The organism is Streptomyces sp. NBC_01537 (assembly GCF_045040445.1).
Lineage (GTDB): Bacteria > Actinomycetota > Actinomycetes > Streptomycetales > Streptomycetaceae > Actinacidiphila.
Window position 1 is genome coordinate 5819153 of record NZ_CP109392.1, and the last position, 17738, is coordinate 5836890.

The 17738-nt window shown below is 68.5% G+C and carries 11 protein-coding genes and 3 pseudogenes; 8 read left to right on the top strand and 6 right to left on the bottom strand.

Annotated features, from left to right (window positions below):
- Nucleotides 1-498 precede the first annotated feature (498 nt).
- Complete coding sequence (locus tag OG607_RS26840; protein WP_405728544.1) at nucleotides 499-1128, bottom strand: TetR/AcrR family transcriptional regulator; 630 nt, start codon at nucleotides 1126-1128, stop codon at nucleotides 499-501.
- Between the two features lie 77 nt (nucleotides 1129-1205).
- On the opposite strand from OG607_RS26840, the gene OG607_RS26845 reads away from it, so the two are divergent.
- The 5 genes from OG607_RS26845 to OG607_RS26865 all read left to right on the top strand — a co-directional run bounded on the left by OG607_RS26845 (nucleotide 1206) and on the right by OG607_RS26865 (nucleotide 6138).
- Complete coding sequence (locus tag OG607_RS26845) at nucleotides 1206-2180, top strand: amidohydrolase family protein (RefSeq protein ID WP_405728547.1); 975 nt, start codon at nucleotides 1206-1208, stop codon at nucleotides 2178-2180.
- A 175-nt stretch (nucleotides 2181-2355) separates the two neighbouring features.
- Nucleotides 2356-2778, top strand: coding sequence for a MarR family winged helix-turn-helix transcriptional regulator (locus OG607_RS26850; RefSeq protein ID WP_405728550.1), 423 nt, complete (start codon nucleotides 2356-2358; stop codon nucleotides 2776-2778).
- A 119-nt stretch (nucleotides 2779-2897) separates the two neighbouring features.
- Nucleotides 2898-4457, top strand: a complete 1560-nt coding sequence (locus tag OG607_RS26855) for a carotenoid oxygenase family protein (RefSeq protein ID WP_405728553.1) — start codon at nucleotides 2898-2900, stop codon at nucleotides 4455-4457.
- Nucleotides 4458-4572: 115 nt separating this feature from the next.
- Nucleotides 4573-5085 (top strand): MaoC/PaaZ C-terminal domain-containing protein, encoded by a 513-nt coding sequence (locus tag OG607_RS26860; RefSeq protein ID WP_405728556.1) that lies wholly within the window; start codon nucleotides 4573-4575, stop codon nucleotides 5083-5085.
- A gap of 171 nt (nucleotides 5086-5256) precedes the next feature.
- Nucleotides 5257-6138: an LLM class F420-dependent oxidoreductase gene (locus OG607_RS26865; protein ID WP_405728559.1), complete on the top strand. Its 882-nt coding sequence runs from the start codon at nucleotides 5257-5259 to the stop codon at nucleotides 6136-6138.
- Between the two features lie 599 nt (nucleotides 6139-6737).
- On the opposite strand, the pseudogene OG607_RS26870 reads toward OG607_RS26865, so the two are convergent.
- Nucleotides 6738-7398: pseudogene (locus tag OG607_RS26870) on the bottom strand (transposase); the annotation flags it as partial.
- A gap of 551 nt (nucleotides 7399-7949) precedes the next feature.
- On the opposite strand from OG607_RS26870, the pseudogene OG607_RS26875 reads away from it, so the two are divergent.
- Nucleotides 7950-8183 (top strand): annotated as a pseudogene (locus OG607_RS26875) (transposase); the annotation flags it as partial.
- Between the two features lie 83 nt (nucleotides 8184-8266).
- Here the strand turns inward: OG607_RS26875 and OG607_RS26880 are convergent.
- The 4 genes and pseudogenes from OG607_RS26880 to OG607_RS26895 all read right to left on the bottom strand — a co-directional run bounded on the left by OG607_RS26880 (nucleotide 8267) and on the right by OG607_RS26895 (nucleotide 14918).
- On the bottom strand, nucleotides 8267-11989 hold the full coding sequence (locus tag OG607_RS26880) for a family 78 glycoside hydrolase catalytic domain (RefSeq protein ID WP_405728562.1): 3723 nt from the start codon (nucleotides 11987-11989) through the stop codon (nucleotides 8267-8269).
- A 425-nt stretch (nucleotides 11990-12414) separates the two neighbouring features.
- Nucleotides 12415-12819, bottom strand: coding sequence for a hypothetical protein (locus OG607_RS26885; RefSeq protein ID WP_405728565.1), 405 nt, complete (start codon nucleotides 12817-12819; stop codon nucleotides 12415-12417).
- A 3-nt stretch (nucleotides 12820-12822) separates the two neighbouring features.
- Nucleotides 12823-13775: pseudogene (locus OG607_RS26890) on the bottom strand (IS3 family transposase); the annotation flags it as partial.
- 31 nt (nucleotides 13776-13806) lie between these two features.
- Nucleotides 13807-14918 (bottom strand): IS3 family transposase gene (locus tag OG607_RS26895; RefSeq protein WP_405728568.1). Its coding sequence is split into 2 segments (ribosomal slippage): nucleotides 13807-14621 and nucleotides 14621-14918, totalling 1113 coding nucleotides; the frame shifts between segments, so codons are not numbered across the junction.
- Nucleotides 14919-15354: 436 nt separating this feature from the next.
- Between OG607_RS26895 and OG607_RS26900 the strand changes: the two genes are divergently transcribed.
- Nucleotides 15355-16272: a hypothetical protein gene (locus OG607_RS26900; RefSeq protein WP_405728571.1), complete on the top strand. Its 918-nt coding sequence runs from the start codon at nucleotides 15355-15357 to the stop codon at nucleotides 16270-16272.
- An 833-nt stretch (nucleotides 16273-17105) separates the two neighbouring features.
- Nucleotides 17106-17405 (top strand): hypothetical protein, encoded by a 300-nt coding sequence (locus OG607_RS26905; protein WP_405728574.1) that lies wholly within the window; start codon nucleotides 17106-17108, stop codon nucleotides 17403-17405.
- The last annotated feature ends 333 nt before the right edge of the window (nucleotides 17406-17738 follow it).

The following is a 17738-nucleotide window of genomic DNA, read 5'->3' on the forward strand; positions in this document are numbered from 1 at the left end:
GGTCCGGGTTGCAGCGGGCGAGGAGCGGTCCCCCTGGTCCGAGCCCCTGTCGGCGCGTACGGCGCTCCGGCACGAGGAGGACTGGGAAGCCGCTGGGTCTCCCCGCAGGAGCCCCGGTCCGGCATCACCCCGGTCGACTGCGGCGCCTGGGACATCCGCACCCGATTCGGCGGCTCACAGGCCGGTTACGTACCGACCCTGTCCTTCGGACTCCTCCCGGAGTCCGAAGGACAGGGCCGCCGACCGGCTGGTCGCCCTCGTTCCTCACCAGCGGGCACCTCCTGCGCGTACTCGCCGACACCAGTCACTCGGACGTGGCCTACGCCCTGCTGCTCCGGCACGGCTTATTCCTCCAGGTGGCCTCCGGTGCGTACTGGATACGCGTTGCCGAGGTGCCGCAGGTGGTAGCGAGCGCGAGACCGGCCTGGTCAGGGGCGGTGGTTCGGGCGTTCCACCCAGCTGATGCATGGGCGGTGGCAACCTCTCACACTCATTTGTCTATGCGTGTCCGGCATCACTCGCGAATCCGGCCAGCACGAGCGCGATCGCGGCGTCCACCTCGGCCGTGAACGCCCCGTGCGGCGCAGTCCCTTGGGGCAGCCATCGCATGAGTGCGCCCTGGAAGACGTCGTAGAGCACGTCCACGGCCAGGGCGGGATCGGCAGAGGGCGTCGGTGCGTTGCCCGGCCGCTCCCGTAGGCAGTCACGCAGCCAGTCACGCAGTCCCACGGAAAGCTGCGAGCGGTGGGGTGATACGCCGTATCCGCGCAGTAGTCCGGTGGTCATCTGCCGGGTCTCGTCCCAGTCCCGCTCCGCCGTCAGGGCCAGCTCGTGGAAGTAGGCCCGCACCCGGTCCGCGGCAGAGGTGATGCGGTCGACGTCGCGGGCCAGGGCGAAGGCCGACTCCCCGCCTCGTACCGCCCACTCGGTGGCGATGTCCGCCTTGGCGGGGAAGTGATTGAACGCGGTCCGCCGTGCCACGCCGGCTTCTGCCGCGATCTCGTCCATCGTGGCGGCGTCGTAGCCGCGCGCAGCGAACACCTTGATCGCTGCCGCATAGACGCGCTCCCGGTTGGCCTGGGCATTGCGCGTCCTCCCGTCCTGCTTCTCGCCCTCCGTCTGCTTCATGTGGACATTGTTGCACTCCCGTGCAACCATCGAGCTTGTTGCACCTGAGTGCAATTTAATGTGAGGGAGAACGCATCATGGACAAGGTCAACGGCTGGGTGGACATCCACGCGCACTTCACCCCGCCGACCACGGCGCAGGCGCGTGAGGCCCAGTGGCGTCAGCTGAGGGACGCGCATCTCCTGGCGCCCGAGCCCTACCACTGGCAGCCCGAGACGATGCTCGCCACCATGGATCGCCTGGGCATCGCCATGCAGATGCTCAGCCCGGTACCCGTGGATTCCCCACTGCCGCAACTGCGCGCCTGGAACGACTACGGCGCCCAGCTCGTCGCCGACCACCCCGGCCGCTTCGGCTTGCTCGCCGGCCTGCCCACCGACGACCCGGACGCGGCTCTGGCCGAGATCGCGCGCGGCGACACGGAAACACACCCTGACGGCTACCTGCTGACCACCCGTCGGTCGGGCGTCCCGCTCGGAGACCCGCGTCTGGCGCCGATGTGGGAGGAGCTCGACCGGCGCTCGGCTGTGCTGTTCATCCATCCGAGCGCCGTGCCACCGGTGTTCCGGCAGACCGCCGTCCTGGTCGAATTGCCGTTCGAGACCACCCGGACCGTCGTGGACCTCCTCTACACAGGATTCTTCCGCCGGTACCCCCGTCTCACGGTCGTCCTCGCCCACTGCGGCGGCGCCCTGCCCGCGCTTTCCGGCCGCCTCGGGCTGCTGGGGGCGGAGGCGTACGTATTCAACCCGCTGGGCCTGACCGCCGATGACATCCGCACCGACCTGGCGAAGCTCCACCTCGACACCGCCGCGGCCGGCACGGACGCCAACCTCGCCGCAGCGGTCACGATGGTGCCCCGCGACCACCTCGTCTACGGCGCCGACGCCGGAGTCCCCTGCTCGAACGAGAACAACATGAAACGCAACATCGACGCGCTCCAGAACTCCCACGTCCTCACGCCGCAAGAAGTCGATGCACTCGGCCACCGCGCCTTCGAATTCTTTCCCGCAGCCGCACAGCGCCACCGCGGCGCCATCACAGCAGCCTGACTTGAACCACACCCGCGACCGGCCTCGCCCCCGTGGTCGAGGCCGGCGAGGAGCCACGGGCTTTCGACCAGTTCATCCAGTCCGGCGACACCGCGCGTGGCCGGCGCAGAGCGACCAGAGCAGAGTTGTGCGATACAACCTTGACAGTTGCTTCGTACAACTCAATGATGGTGCTATGACAGCACAGGACCCCCTTGATGTGATCCATGAGGCGATCATCCTGTTCTCCCGCAATTCCCGGGTGCGGGCGAACAGCATGTACGACGACTTGTCCTTCGTCGCTTACACGATGCTGTCGTATGTGGGCACCTTCCCCCTCCCCACCGCCTCCGACCTGGCGGAGCGGTACGGCTTGGAGAAGTCCACCGTCAGCCGTCAGCTGTCTCAGTTGGAAGAAGACGGCCTGCTACGCCGAGTGGCCCATCCTTCTCGGCCCAGGACCAAGCTGCTGGAACTCACCAACGCCGGCCACGCCTGCCTGGCCCGTGTGAGGCAGCACCAGCGCAAGGGACTCCAGGAGCGGCTCGGCCAGTGGCCGGACGAGGACGTCGAGACGTTCGGCCGCCTGCTCCGGCGGTTCGTCACCGAACTCGACTGACTTCCGGGCCATGCCCTGGACGTCACTCGCGGCGCCGGACCGGTTCAGTCGCCGCCCTCCACAGCCTGATCTCAGCAAGGCCAATCCCTCATGGCCGCCCGGCGACAAGGAGTGACCTCATGACCGTCTCGTCCGTCTCCGCGATCGAGGAAGAGGAACGGCGCATCGACGCTGCGCTGGATCTGGAGAATCACAACCGGGACAGCGTGTACAACGTTCCGGGCTACCAGCCGGTGCGCAGGGAACTGACCCACGCTCCGGTCCGGGTGAGCGGTGAGCTGCCCGCCGACCTGGAAGGCGCGTACCTGCGTAACGGCACCAACTCCCAGTTCGACGGCGGCCATATCCGGCTCCACGCCTTCTCGGGCGCCGGGATGGTCCACCAGATCCAGATCTCGTCGGGGAGCGCCACGTACTGCAACTCCTACGTCCGCACCCCTCGGTTCGAGGCCGAGCGTGCCGCCGGCCGGGAGTCGTACCCGGAGTTCTCCGACCTGGTCTCCGACAGACCGGGCGCGGACCGGATCTCCCTGGTGGAGCAGAAGATCCGCCAGGGGCTGATCCCCGCCCTCGGCCCCTTCGAACGGACCCCGGGGTCCACCTCGATCCGGTACCACCACGGGCGCCTGTACTGCCTTCAGGAAACGGGTTACGCGTTCGTTCTCGACACGCGCGTCGAGGACGGCCGGCTGATCGTGGACGGCCGCGGCCGGCTGGAGACGTGGGCGGGGGAATGGGAAGGCCCGTTTTCCGCGCATCCGCGCATCAACCCGGACAACGGCGACGTGTACAACCTCAGCGTCGAGCCGTCCGGACAGATCATCGCCGGGCTGCTCCACGAGGGAGAACTCGCGGCACAGCAGGTCGTGCACCGGCAGACGCCACACACGGGCCACATGGGCTGGCTCCACGACTTCTTCCTGACCGAGAACCACCTCGAATTCCCCGACATCTCCGTCCGCCGGGACCCGAACGGTCTGCTCGGCCCCCAAGGCAGCGCCTTCCGCCACGATGCCGGCCACCGGCTGCGGTGGGGTGTTCTCCCCCGCGACTTCGGACCGGACACCGAGGTGCGCTGGTTCACCACCGGCCAAGCCGGCACCATCTGGCACGTCATCAACGCCTGGGAGCGCCAAGGCCCGCGCGGTTCGCGGGAGATCGTGCTCTACTCCCCCGTCTTCCCGTCCTATCCGTCGAGCGTTCCGATCCACACTCCCGAGGAACCGCCTGCCCAGGTCAAGACCTGGGTACTGGACCTGGACAGTGGGGAGGTCACCGACGACCGGCTGCTGATCGACCACGGCTACGAGCGGCCCAGGCTCAATCTGAACCATGTCGGAAGGACCAGCCGTTACTGCTACCTGCTCGACGAGCACGGCGACGGCTACATGGGCAAGGGGGTCCTGAAGTACGACCTCATCGAGGAGAAGGAACTCGGCTACCTCGACTACGGCGACATGTACGGCGGCGGGGCCCTGTTCGTTCCCAAGCCCACGGCGAGCAGCGAGGACGACGGCTACCTCCTCGACCTGCTCATGGACGCCCACCGCGCCGAACTCATCGTCATCGACGCCCGGACCATGACCGAGCTGGCCCGGCTGCATCTGCCACAGCGCGTGCCGTTCGGTGTCCACGCCACATGGATGGACACCGCGGAGATCGCCACCCTCGCCTCGTAGCCGGCGAGCGTCAGAGATCATCAACGACCGCCAACACAGGACGAACGGAGACCCGCATGCGACTCGGCACGCACAACCACCGGTGCAGCCCGCGCCAAGGTCTGGGAGGGCTCGCGTGGACGTCGGATCGGCGGTGAGTGCCGTGCGGCTGTACGCCGAGGACCTTCACGCCGGGGCCGTGTTCGACCTGGGCAGCACCAAGGTCTCCAAGGAGGACATCCTCGATTTCGGCCGTCGCTTCGACCCGTTGCCTCTGCACACGGACGAGGGCGCGGCGGCCGCGAGCCGCTTCGGGGGCCTCATCGCCAGCGGTTTCCACACCGCGGCGGTCCTGCAGCGCCTCTCGGTGGACGCGGTGTTCTCACGTGCCGCCCTCATCGCCGGCCGGGAGATCGACTCCCTGCGCATGCGGGCGCCGGTCCGGCCCGGGGACGTGCTGCACGGCACGATGGAAATCGTGGAGGTCCGCCCTCGCGACGACAGCACCGCCGTCGTCCGCAGCCGGGGCACCCTCACCAACGATTCCGGCACCGTCGTCCTGGAGGTCCAGGGCGAGACGCTCTGGGAGCACCGGCCGACGGGCGGGACCGAAGCGGGGCGGCTTGACAGACCGGTACGCCACCGGTGAGCGGGACGGGCCGGCCACCCATGCGCGCTCCTCATCGACCTGCCGCGACCGGCGGGCGGCGTCGGTCACGGCCACTTGCGCACGACAGGGCGAGGGCCGGCGCGCCACGACGTCGTAAGCGAGCTTCGCGGGGTCGGTCACGGCCCGTCAATGAATCGAACGGAGACGGACATGCACGTGGGTGTACACATCAACCGGTTCGACCACCCGCAGGGCGGTGGCGCCCTGCGTGCCGAGCTGGCCGCCGCTGGAGCGGCGGCGGAGGCGGCAGGTGTGAGCCTGCTGTCGGTCATGGACCACTACTTCCAGATGGAATTCAACGGCGGAGCCGAGGCGCCCATGCTGGAGGCCTACACGACCCTGGCCTACCTGGCCGCCCGCACCTCCACGGTGCGACTGGGCGCGCTGGTCACCGGAGTGACGTACCGCCACCCCGGGCTTCTCGCCAAGATCGCCACCACGCTCGACGTGCTGTCCGGCGGCCGCGCCACCCTCGGCATCGGGGCGGCCTGGTACGACCGCGAACACCACGGCCTGGGCGTGCCCTACCCGCCGCTCGCGGAGCGCTTCGAGCGGTTGGAGGAGACCCTGCGGATCTGCCTGCAGATGTGGGACCCCGGCAACAACGGGCCCTTCGAGGGCCGCTACTACCAACTCGCCGAAACCCTGTGCGTCCCGCCGCCGGTCAGCAGCCCGCACCCCGAGATCGTGATCGGCGGCGGCGGTGAGAAGAAGACCCTGCGGCTCGTCGCCCGGTACGCCGACGCATGCAACCTGTTCGCCACCTCCCCCGAGGACGTCGCGCACAAGCTGGCCGTGCTGTGCAGGCACTGCGACGAGGCAGACCGCGCCTGCGACGCCATCCGACGGACCATCACGTACTCGGGAGCGGCCGCCACCGACGAGGACCTGGACGCCTTCACCCGTGACATCGAGCCGTACAGCAAGCTCGGCATCGACACGGTAATCATCTCGCCGCACCTGGGCGCCACGTCGCGGTGGATGGAGACCTTCGCCGCCCCGGCCGTACGACGACTGGCCGAACTGGGCTGAACCGGCCCGTGAAACCGGGAGTTCGCCACGCACCGAGGTCGTCGGCCCCGCGACCGGGCGCTGGCAGGACCGGCTGCCCCGCTGACCGTGCGGCGGCCGGTGGGCGGGGGCGGACGAGGTACCTGGCACACAGCACCGCTGGCGCTGACACAAGTTCCGCGCATGCGTGGAGCAAATGGCGGTTATCACTGATGGCCAGCGGATCCTCGGTGCCAGCGCGCTTCGGGGCGGACATTGGCAGGGCCAGTCCGGGACCGCGCCGCACCACGCGTGTGGCGCGGTCGCGAAAGGATGCTCTGTGAACGCCACGACAGCCACGGCACTGGTCACCGCCTCGCTGGATCAAGCCGCCTCACTCATCTACCGCGGCGCCTCATCCATCCAGCACCCGCATAGACGCCGCGCCAGCCGCTCGGTCCCGGAGAAAGCCACCGTCCGCGCCCTGTCGCCCATCGAGTCGCCTGCGCATCCCGGGTTCAGCCCGGCTCGCCGCGCACGACGGAGAGGAGGAGCGTTCGAACGCCCTCCTCGACGACTATGGTTGTCTCGCGGGATCATGCCGGCGCGCGGTGCCTGGCACGCCCATCTGCACTGACGAGCCATTGTGGCCTGGAATGATCCGCCGGACAGGCCAGCGCGATCAGCTCCTTGGTGCCGTCCAGCCGGACGCCGAGCAGGACCAGCACGCAGGAGTGCGCCTGCCCGAGGCGGACCTTGGGGTGCACCCCGTCCGCCCACACGTAGACGAAGTCCCGGTCCGACAGATCCCGGTCCTGGAAGGCGGCGTGGTCGTCCTGCCACTGCCTGGTCAGCCGGGTCACCGTCGCCGGAGACAGGCCGGCCGCGCCGCCTAGGAACTGCTCCAGCGCGGGCACGAAGTCCCCGGACGACAGGCCGTGCAGGTAGAGCAGCGGCAGTACCTCGGAGATCTTCGGCGACTTGCGGCACCACGGCGGAAGGATCTTCGATGAGAACCGGCTTGCGTTCGCCCGTGGCCTCGTCCACGCGCCGGTCGTTCACCCGCGGAGCCTTGACCTCGACCGGCCCGGCGGCCGTGACGACTGTGCGGGGACGGTGGTGCCCGTTGCGGATCACCAGTCGCCGACCGCGCTCGTCGGTCTCGGCGGCCAACTCGGCTATGTACTGGTTGACTTCCGTCTCCAGCGCGGCGGCCAGCATCCGCCGGGCGCCCTCCCGCACGATCTCATCGATCAAGGAGCCGGACTGCGTGGAGCCGTCGTCGGTGACTACGCTGAGCACGGGCGTGCCTTCCCAACCCGCGCTGCGAACGCGGGCCTACTCGGTGACCATCACAGGATCATTCGGGAAGGTACGCCCTCCGCGCGCCCTCCCGAAACCGACCCACAAGTCCTGAGCATTGCTCGCCTTGCCAGGAGCGGCGTCGCGGGGAACGGCGCCGTCCAGCCCGCGCCCGTCCGCGCGTCCGCCAGGCGGCCCGTCCAGGCAGGACAGGCCGCCTCCGGCAGAAGCAGCCGGACGGTGTCCGGCAGCAACCAGGCGTCTGTTGCGGTCGAGGAGGCAGAGCCCCGCCTTGAGCCGGATGTCACCGTGCCGTCACGCCGCCATGCCACGAGTATGCCCAGCCCCGGCGTGCCAGGCCTCACCTCGGCCACCGCCTCCGTACGCAACGTGTGGAGCGGCAGCGACGCAGACACGTTCACCACGGGCTACACCACCACCGTCCCGGCGAACGACGCCGTCCTGCTCACCGCTCCGGCGCCGAAACGTCCGCAACGAATCTGCAGCGCCCCGCCGCCCCGGGCCGCGTACCGCGCGAGGAGCTCGGTACCGCCACTGACATGCCGGTCTGCTTCTGCAACCCCGGTAGCCCTTGGCAACGCGGTTCGCACGAGAACACCAACGGCCCGCTGCGGCAGTACTTCCCGAAGGGCACCGGCCTGTCCCGCTGCAGCCGTGCAGAGCTGGACGCCGTGGCCGTTGAGCCGAACAGCCGGCCACGCGAGACGCTCGGCTGGGAAACCCCAGCCGAGCGTCTCGCCAAGCTCCTGGCCAGAGCCAGTTGATCACTGTGTTGCAACGACCCCTGGAATTCGCCCCACAGGGGGGCGGGGCAGGGCCGCCGGATCTTCGCCTGACGACGTGCGGCCTAGCAGATGCCGGTGAGCTTGGTGTCGCTGTATGGGGTGCTGTCGGATGAAGTGGTGACGATGTGGCAGCCGGGCTGGACGTTGTCGACGCGCATGTAGCCGTTGTCGTAGGTGGCGGCGACGCTGCTGCCGTCCATGAAGACGCTGGTGGCGCCCGCCGTGCCGCCGGGCAGGTACACCGAGGCGGTCGTGTTGGCCGGCACGTTCGCGCTGATGTCGACGCGACCGCCGCTGGTGGTGTCGAAGGCCGCACCGATGGTGCCGTGGCCGGTGGGCACCGTGACGTTGGCCCAGGTGACCGAGGTGGGCTGGGGCTTGACCTGGAAGGTCGTATAGCCGGGGGTGGTGGACCGGATGCCGAACATGTCCTGGGGGATGTTGAAGGCGGGGGCCGCCGCCCAGGGGTGTGAGTAGGTGGTGTTGGACTTCTGTGAGAGGTCCCAGGCCTCCATGGTGGCGCCCGCCCCCGCGTTGATCATGTTCATCCAGCTGTTGGTCCCGGTCGAGGTCAGCAGGGTGTACGCGAGGTCCGGCCGGTTGCCCTCGTACAGGGCCTGGATGAGGAACCCGGCGCAGTAGACGCTGCACGCCATACCGCGGGTGCCCAGGTAGGTGGCCACCTGCGCGGCCTGCGAGGAGCTGGCGAGGCCGAACGCGGTGGCGAAGGCGCTGGCCTGGACGGCGTAGTGGTTGATCACGGTGCCGTCGTTGTTCAGTCCGTCACGGTAGGCGCCCGTGGATGAGTCCCACATGTTCGCGTTGACCGCGGTCTTGATGGCGGCGGCCTTGGCCGTGTACGTAGCGGCGTCCGAGGTCTTGCCCAGCGCGGTGGCGATGTCTGCCATGTCCGCGTAGGAGCGGTAGGCGATGGCGTTGATGACGGTGTTGTAGGAGGTGAAGACGTAGCCGTCGCGCTGCGAGGAGGGCCAGTCGACGATGTCGCAGTCGGTGCAGCTGCTCGCGCCGCTGCTGCCGGTGGTCTTGTGGATCAGGCCGGTCGAGGAGTCGTACCACGCGTCGGGGAGCTTGCCCTGAAGGGTGGTGTAGGCGGCGGACAGCGGCACGGTGCTGCCGGTGGCCTCGTAGCTGTCGTGCAGGGCCAGGATCGTGTACATCGGCCACTCGGTGGGCCAGGTCCGGTTGGAGAGCAGGAGGCTCAGCGAGTAGTCGCCCAGCGCCGAGTCGCCGCCGGTGTAGAGGTTGCCCAGGAGCTGGAGGTAGGAGTCGGCCTCGTAGTAGCCGCGCTCACGCTCCCAGGAGTCGACGTAGAGGTTCTGGTTGCCGGTCTCGATGGTGTTGCGGGACAGCGCCCAGACCTTGTTGAGGGTGCTGTCGGAGGAGTTGAAGACGCCGGCCGACTCGTCGAACGGGTACAGGTACGCCTCCGCCGTGAAGTCGGCGGCGGTCAGGCCGGTGGGGGCGCCGATGACCTGGACGTACCGGAAGACGCGCAGGCCCCAGGTCTCCAGTTGCTGGCTGCCGGCCTTCAGGACCCACTTGTCCTGGTAGGTGTTGCCGGCCGAGGTCTGGTACTTGACGGTGTTGGTGCCGGAGGTGACCTGGCCGTAGCGGATGTCCACCACCTGTCCGGCGGTGCCGCTCAGGGTCAGGGACAGGCCGCCGATCCAGGTGCGGCCGTAGTCGATGAAGTAGTTGCCGCTGGAGTACTCGGTGACCGAGGCGGGGGTCTGGGACGTCTGCCTGACCTTGGCGGTCGGCGTGGGCTGCAGGTTACTGAAGGAGCTCTTGGTGACCGCCGACGGCCAGGCGGCGGCACTGAAGGCAGCCGTGGCGAAGCCGAACGGGTAGCGGCGGGCGTCGAAGTTCTCCTTGGGCGCCGTGTAGTAGCTGGTGCCTATGGAGCCGACGTTCGGCAGGATCCGCGTGCCGTCCAGGGCCTTCCAGCCGGCTCCGGTGCCGAAGGTCTTGCTGGTGCCGTCGGTGTACCGGACCACCAGCTGCGCCAGGAATCGCTGGTCACTGGTGGTGTAGGCGAGTGCGCCGATGGTGTTGGCGGCGCCCGCGTTCAGCAGGGAGGTCACGTCGTAACCGTCGTAGCGGGTCTCGGAGCCGACCGGCCGGGTCGGGCCGACGCCGACGTAGCTGCCGTTGACCCACAGCTTGTAGACGAACTGGCGTGCCGGGGTGGTGGAGGCTCCGGTGGCGTACAGGTGGGCCCAGGCGACGGTCTTGCCGGAGGCCAGGTTCGTGGTGCCGCGCAGGAACGTCCAGCTGGGTACGGTCAGCAGTCCGGTGCCGCAGTTCTTGCTGGTGCCGATGACCAGGGCGGCGCTGGTGATGGTGCCGCAGCTGAAGTCGGCGTTGGATGAGTCGCTGAAGTCGTTGCTGTACAGGGAGCTGCCGTTGGGGTCGGTGACGGTGATGTCGTCGAAGGTGGCCTGCTCGGTGCTGCCGGTACGGAAGCCGATTCCGCCGGAGGAGTAGGTGGCGTCGGTGGTGGTGTCGACCAGGGTCCAGGTGGTGTCGGCGGCGGCCTTCAGATACGTGGTGAAGGTCGAGCCGGAGGCCACGATCCGGAAGTTGTACGTGGAACCCGTGGTCAGGGAGAACGGCAGCGCCACGGCGGTCTTGAGAGCCGTGAACGTTCCGCTCTTCTGGACCTGCGGGGCGAGGGTGTTCACACCGTTGCCCTTGAACTGCCACAGGTAGTAGTTGCTGGTGTCTTTCTCACGGAAGGTGACGCTGGCGATGTTGGCGTTGATGACGAAGCTGCCCTGGAAGGTGTAGTCCGTCCAGGCGGTGGGCAGCCCGGTGACGCAGTTCTTGGCCTTGTCGACGAACAGGGCGCCGCCGGTGATGGTGCCGCAACTGAAGTCGGCGTTGTCGGAGTCGCTGAAGTCATTGCTGTAGAGGGAGTTGGCGCTGGAGTCGGTGACGGTGATGTCGTCGAAGGTGGCCTGCTCGGTCAGGCCCGTGCGGAAGCCGATGCCGCCTGAGTTGAAGGTGGCGTCGGTGGTGGTGTCGACCAGGGTCCAGGTGGTGTCGGCGGCGGCCTTCAGATACGTGGTGAAGGTCGAGCCGGAGGCCACGATCCGGAAGTTGTAGGTCGAGCCGGTGGTCAAAGTGATCGGCAGCGCGACGGCGGTCTTGAGGGCCGTGAACGTTCCGCTCTTCTGGACCTGCGGGGCGAGGGTGTTCACACCGTTGCCCTTGAACTGCCACAGGTAGTAGTTGCTGGTGTCCTGCGCACGGAAGGTGACGCTGGCGTACTTGGCGTTGATGACGAAGCTGCCCTGGAAGGTGTAGTCCGTCCAGGCGGTGGGAGCGCCGCTCCAGATGGGGGTCGCCGCGGACCACGTGGTGCCGGGCCCCGTACCGAAGGCTGCGGCGGCCGACCAGGCGGAGACGGCACCCGAGGAGTCCCAGGTACGGACCCGCCAGTAGTAGCCGGAGGACGCGGTCAGGGTCGCGCCGGCATACGTCACGTTGCCGTCGCTGGTGGAGGTGACCTGGCCCGAGTCCCACACGTCCGGCGTCCCGGTCAGGGCCGAGGACGTGGTGGCGACCTGTATCTGGTACGCGCTCTGCCGGTCACCGCCCACATGCCAGCCGAGCAGCGGCGCGGACCCGGGGGCGACGTCGGCGGGGGCAGCCAGCCCGCCGACGGTCAGGGCCGTGGGCGCGGCGGTGGAGGCCTGCGCCGAGGGCAGCAGTACGGTCACTCCGCCGACGAGGGCGAGCACCGTGGTGAACAGGGCCATGAGCAGAAATCGCCGGCCTGCGGATCTTCGGTGGGATGGTGCAATGAGCATCATGGCGCGGTCCTTGATACGTTTCAATCACCGAAGCCGGACCTACCCGGCCAAAGAGGTGTGAGGTGGCGACATACTGAAACGTGAAAGCCGACGCTGTCAACACTTTCTTAACGTGGCCGTCATCTGCACTGGCCGGTAGACAGGCACAGGCGCCCGGCGGCGGATGCGGGGACGACGAGCCGGGGTGGTCGGCCTCTTGCCGACGTCGAGGCGGCTGTTGCGGACCGTGACGATCAGCCCGTGCTCACGTGTGCGCCAAGCCCGGCATCAACGACGTCGCCGGTGAACCAGTCCGCCGGGGCCTTGCTGCTGGGCTGCTGCTTGATGAATTCCATGGTGTCTCTCAGCTCTCCTTCGTGCGTGGGTTGTCCCTAGCGGGCGACGTAGCCGCCGTCGACGGGGAGGGCGACGCCGACGACGAAACTGACGTCGTGGGTGAGGGCGAGGACCTGCTGGCCCGCGTCCGTGTGGCGCGGCCGATGCCGGAGCCGGCTCCGGTCACGAAGGCCGCCTTGCCGGTGACGGCTGCGTTGCTCACGGTCATGTGCACTCCTCTCGCTTGCCGGCGCGTCGTCGGGTTCGTGCGGCGCCACCGCCGGCCACCGGACAACGGGTGCAAGGCCAGTCATGCCGAAGTTGAAGCGGTCTGACGGAGGCGCTGGCCAAGACTGGCTCAGCCAGTCGAGGTCGATGACGGCATTGGGCACCGCGACGTCAGTGAGCAGACCGCCCACGGCCTCGGCCACCGACGGGTCTTGACCCGGAATCTTGGACACGGGTTATGCGGCTTGGGCCAGGGTAGTTGATGTTGTTTCGAGTGCGGTCTCGTAGGCGATGGGACTGCGTTGTCCGAGGCTGGAGTGGCGTCGTCGGGTGTTGTAGCGGTGCAGCCAGCGGAACAGGTCGAGGCGGGCTTCGCGCTCGTCGGCCCAGGCCCCGCGGCCCTGGAGGGTCTCCCGTTTGCATGTGGCGTTGAAGGACTCGGCGAGCGCGTTGTCCGCCGAGCTGCCGACGGCGCTCATGCTCTGGATCACGCCCGCCTGGCGGCAGGCGTCGGCGAAGGCCCGGCTCGTGTACTGGGCCCCGTGATCGGTGTGCATGACGGCGCCGGCGAGGCTGCCGCGGCACCGCTCGGCGGCGGCCAAGGCCTCGGTGACCAGTTCGGCGCGCATGTGGTCGGCGATCGCCCCCCCTGCCAGGCGCCGGGAGGCGAGGTCGATGACCGTGGCCAGATACAGGAACTTCCCGCCGGCCAGCGGGAGATAGGTGATGTCGCCGACGTACTTCGTGTTGACCGCAGCGGCGGTGAAGTCGCGGCCGATGAGGTCGGCTGCCCTCGCGGCGGCCGGGTCCGCGATGGTGGTGCGGTGTTTCCTGCGCAGTCGCAGTCCGGCCAGACCGGCCTGGCGCATGATGCGGGCGACCCTCTTGTGGTTGACCAGCTCGCCCGTCTCACGCAGTTCGGCGGTGATCCTGGGGACGCCGTAGGTGCCGTCCGTGTCCTGGTGAACCTTGCGTATCCGGGCGGCGAGCCTGGTGTCGGCCGCTTGGCGGGCCGCCCGGGCGGCGGCGGTGTTGCGCCAGTAGTAGAAGCTGGAGCGGGCGATGCCGAGGATGGCGCACAGCCGCTTCACGCCGTAGCGGCGCTGGTGGTCGGCGACGAACTGGAAGCGGTTCACCAGCGCGTCTCCCCGGCGAAATACTTCGCCGCCTTGCGCAGGATCTCGCGCTCCTCGGGCCTTGACCCTGGAGTTTGAACACGTCTATGCGGCTCGGGTCAGGGTAGTTGATGTTGAATGGAAGGCGTTCTCGAAGGTGATCGGAGATCGCTGGCCGAGCCGGGAATGGCGGCGCCGGGTGTTGTAGCGGGACAGCCACCGGAAGGCGTCGAGTCGGGCCTCACGCTCGTTCGACCAGCCTTTCCGGCCCTTCAGCGTCTCCCTTTTGAAGGACACGTCGAAGCTCTCCGCGGCGGCGTTGTCCGTGCTGGACCCGACCGCGCCCATACTCTGTCGCACCCCTGCTGACCTGCAGGCTTCCGCGAATGTCCGGCTCGTGTATTGCGATCCGTGATCGGTGTGCATCACCGCTCCGGCCAGGCTTCCGCGGGTCCGGATTGCGGCGGCGAGGGCGTCGGTGACGAGTTCGGCGCGCATGTGGTCGGCGATCGCCCACCCGGCCAGACGTCGTGAACAGAGATCGATGACGGTCGCGAGGTAGCAGAACTTCCCACCGCCGATGCCGAGGTAGGTGATATCGCCGACGTACTTCGTGTTCACCTCAGTCGCGGTGAAGTCGCGACCGATCAGGTCCGGGGCCTTCGCGGCCTGGCCGCCGTCGTCGCGGAGTTCGGCGGTGACCCTCGGGACGCCGTAGGTGCCGTCGGAGTCCCGGTGGACCTTGCGTATCCGGGCCGCGAGCCGCTCATCGGCGGCTTGCCGAGCGGCCCGTGCGGCCGCGGTGCGGCGCCAGTAGTAGAAGCTCGAGCGGGCGATGCCCAGGATGTCGCAGAGCCGCTTGACGCCGAAACGGCGCTGGTGGTCCTCAACGAACTGGCAGCGGTTCACCAGCGCGTCTCCCCTGCGAAATACCGGGCTGCCTTGCGGAGGATGTCGCGTTCCTCCTCCAGCTCGCGGATCCTCCTCCGCGCGGCGGCCAGCTCCGCTTGAACCGCGTCATCACCAGGCCGCGGCGCCGCCGGCGGTGCGGAGTGCGCGCCGGACCGGCGTCCGTCGGCGGCCCTGATCCAGTTCCGCAGCGTCTCGGTGTTCACGCCCAGATCAGCAGCGACCGACTTGATCGTCGCTCCCGGCCTCGACCGGTACAACGCGACCGCGTCCGCCTTGAACTCGGCGGGGTAGTGCTTCATCCCCACAGGGACTCCGTTCTCCTGGACCATCAAGATCCAAGTCTCTCCGGTGTCCAAACTCCGGGGTCAGGGCCCGGCATGGCACCTGGGTGCTGGTGGCCCTCTCGCTGGCCGCCCTCGCCGCCCCAGGGCTGTCCGGCGGATCATGCTGGCGCGCGGTGCCAGGCGCGCCCGTCTGCACTGACGAGGCATTGTGGTCTGGAACCTGCCTGATCCGCCGGACAGGCCCCTGGGTCCGGCGGACCGGATTGGGCGGCCCCAGAGTGTGCGGCACATGACGGCATGGGAAACGACTCGCCAATCCTCGGCTGGGGGATTTTTCACCCCGATGAATCGGCTGCTGAACAATGTCCCGCTCTGCAGTCTCGGTCTGGCCCCGCCGGTTTTCCCGGCATGGACCACGTCGAATTCCGGGCCGACCGAACAACTGGAGACGCAGCACATGTCCCACGCAGTCATGCGCAGCAGGAAGCCCCGCGGCCGCCTTGGCAAAGCCTTGCTCGTCGCGCTCAGCGCCACCACGCTGGCCGCCGGCGTGGTCGCCACCGCCCCCGCGGCCAGCGCCAACCCGTCGTCCGGTGTCAACATCCGTGGTAAGGAGCCCTTCAACACCGACACCTTCATGTCCAAGATGTGCGGCGACATGAGCGGCGCTGACAAGTCCTTCGTGTTCAACATCAACACCGGTCAGATCGTCAACACCAAGACGGCGTACGGGAAGGCGCCGTACTACCATCTCGCCGCTGGCGAGTCCCGCTACCCGACCAGCACCGCACCGCACGGCTCCCACTGGGCGCTCACGAACGGCTGGGAGATGGTGAGCGGCAACTGTGAGTTCCCGCAGTCCTCCACCTGGACCTGGTACGACAAGGAGCGCAGGATCTCCAACGACTCGGTGACCAACTGCGGGGGCGGCGGGGGCGGTCTGTCGGTCAACGAGTCCTACGCGACCACCCGCGGCGCCTCCGTGTCGATCGGCGTCAACACGAAGCTCTCCTACAAACTCACGGACCAGCTCTCCGCCGAGATCGGGTTCAGCGCCAGCTACTCCTGGTCCTGGTCCAAGACCCACACGCTGGGCCGCACGGTCACCGTCAATCCCCCGCGCGGCCGGCAGGGCTATATCGACGCCCGCCCACTGAAGCGAACCGTCCGGATCAACCCGGTGTTCCACGTCCAGTTCTACACGTGGAGCGACGGCCAGTCCGAGGACGGCACCACAGTCCACAGCTGGCGCGGACGCGGCTACGACCGCATCTGGTCCTACGGCTACTACGTCGACACCTACGCGGACGTCCTCAACACTGACGGCACCCCCGCCATGGACTTCGTCCTGCGCGACAAGGCCGGCAGCTGCTGACAACGGCCTTCCGCGGGTCACCGGGCCGACGACGCCCGGTGACCCGCGTCCCGCCATCAATGGCGTGGGCAGCCAGGGGTCCAGCATCCACATTGCCGGGCCCGACTCGTGCTGGGCAGGCTGGGTTCGTACGGGGACGCGGAGGCCGGCACGCGGATGGTCGTAGACCCACTTCCTCTTCATGGAGCGACGGCCTGAAGTCTGGAATGAGCAGAAGCGTGTCCGTGGCTCTTCCGGTGTTGTCTCCAGCCCGTGCTGTGGGCAGGCGGCGTCGGGGACCTCGGAATCCGAGCCGCGCTCGGACGCCTCCGATCTGGGTTGGAGACACCGCTTACGTCTGTTGGAGGCCACCGCGGTCAGCGCCACCGTCACCCCCGACCAGCGGGACGCCCTCGCCAACATCGGCGCTCCGGGAAGCGTCCGTGACGGCACCCAGCGGGCCCTGGCCACAGGTATCACGGCCTCGGCCCCTGAGCTCTTCTTGGGCCTTCATGGACTCCAACGCACCCGGACCGATTCGCCACGGGCGTCGGCGGGGTCGAATGCTGTCCTCGTCACCGTCGGGCGGTAGGTGCCGTGCGCCCTTTCCTGGCTGGTGGACCACATCACTCTTCCGCACCTCACCGGATGACATTGGAATGGCATCTGGTGAGGGTGGGGCTATGTCCGTTCCCGCTCCGCGTCTGCGGAGAGTCGCGCTCGTTGCAATTCTTGACCGCTGTCGCAGGACGGTTCTTCTGGTGGAGTGGGCGGGAACGTGGTCACCTCTGGCCGGCCGGGCCGGGTGCGGGACGTCGTACGAGGAGGCCGCTGCGTCGGTCGTTCAGAGGAGGGTGGGCTCCGCCGGGGTGCGTTACGGGGCGGTGGTCGGGCATGTGTGGGCATCGGAGCCGCAGTCACCTTCGGGTATTCGGATCGAGCGCCGACTGCTGCTGGTCATCCCGGCCAGCCCCCTGGATACGGACGCCGTGCGGAACCTCGCCGAGAACGGGCCGCTGCCCGCGCGGTGGTGGACACCGGTCGAACTGCGGGAGTCCGGGGTGCGGGTCGCTCCGCCGGAGCTGCCGGATGTGGTGGACGGCTACTGGGACGGGTGGCTGCCGGACGGGCCGCTCACCTTGGACTGGTCATGAGCCGTAGAGCCCGCGGGGTACAGCGTGCCGTCAGGGCCCGACGGCGGCCGGATGGCCCGGAAGACGGGGCTGCATGCCGATTGGAACGGGTGCTGCCGTGCCGAGCGGTCTTGGCTGTTCATCGACGAAGCAGGACAGGCCGCCCCGCGGTCGTTCCCTGCCCTGGACGCCCAGTAGGCCCTGCGCCGTGACTACGGCGTCAGCGAGGGGGCGCTGGACGGGCGAGGTCACCCGGACGGCCTGCCTCGCATGGCATTCGAATAGCAGGGATGCAGAGTGGTGGTGCGGACCGTCCTCTCTGCTGCGAGGCGAAAGCGGGGACCGGGCAGTTGC

What these genes read in the sequence shown, in the direction of transcription:
- OG607_RS26880 (WP_405728562.1), bottom strand. Translation starts at nt 11,989, where the DNA reads ATGGCCCTGTTCACCACGGTGCTCGCCCTCGTCGGCGGAGTGACCGTA.
- OG607_RS26850 (WP_405728550.1), top strand. Translation starts at nt 2,356, where the DNA reads ATGACAGCACAGGACCCCCTTGATGTGATCCATGAGGCGATCATCCTG.
- OG607_RS26855 (WP_405728553.1), top strand. Translation starts at nt 2,898, where the DNA reads ATGACCGTCTCGTCCGTCTCCGCGATCGAGGAAGAGGAACGGCGCATC.
- OG607_RS26900 (WP_405728571.1), top strand. Translation starts at nt 15,355, where the DNA reads ATGTCCCACGCAGTCATGCGCAGCAGGAAGCCCCGCGGCCGCCTTGGC.
- OG607_RS26845 (WP_405728547.1), top strand. Translation starts at nt 1,206, where the DNA reads ATGGACAAGGTCAACGGCTGGGTGGACATCCACGCGCACTTCACCCCG.
- OG607_RS26840 (WP_405728544.1), bottom strand. Translation starts at nt 1,128, where the DNA reads ATGAAGCAGACGGAGGGCGAGAAGCAGGACGGGAGGACGCGCAATGCC.
- OG607_RS26865 (WP_405728559.1), top strand. Translation starts at nt 5,257, where the DNA reads ATGCACGTGGGTGTACACATCAACCGGTTCGACCACCCGCAGGGCGGT.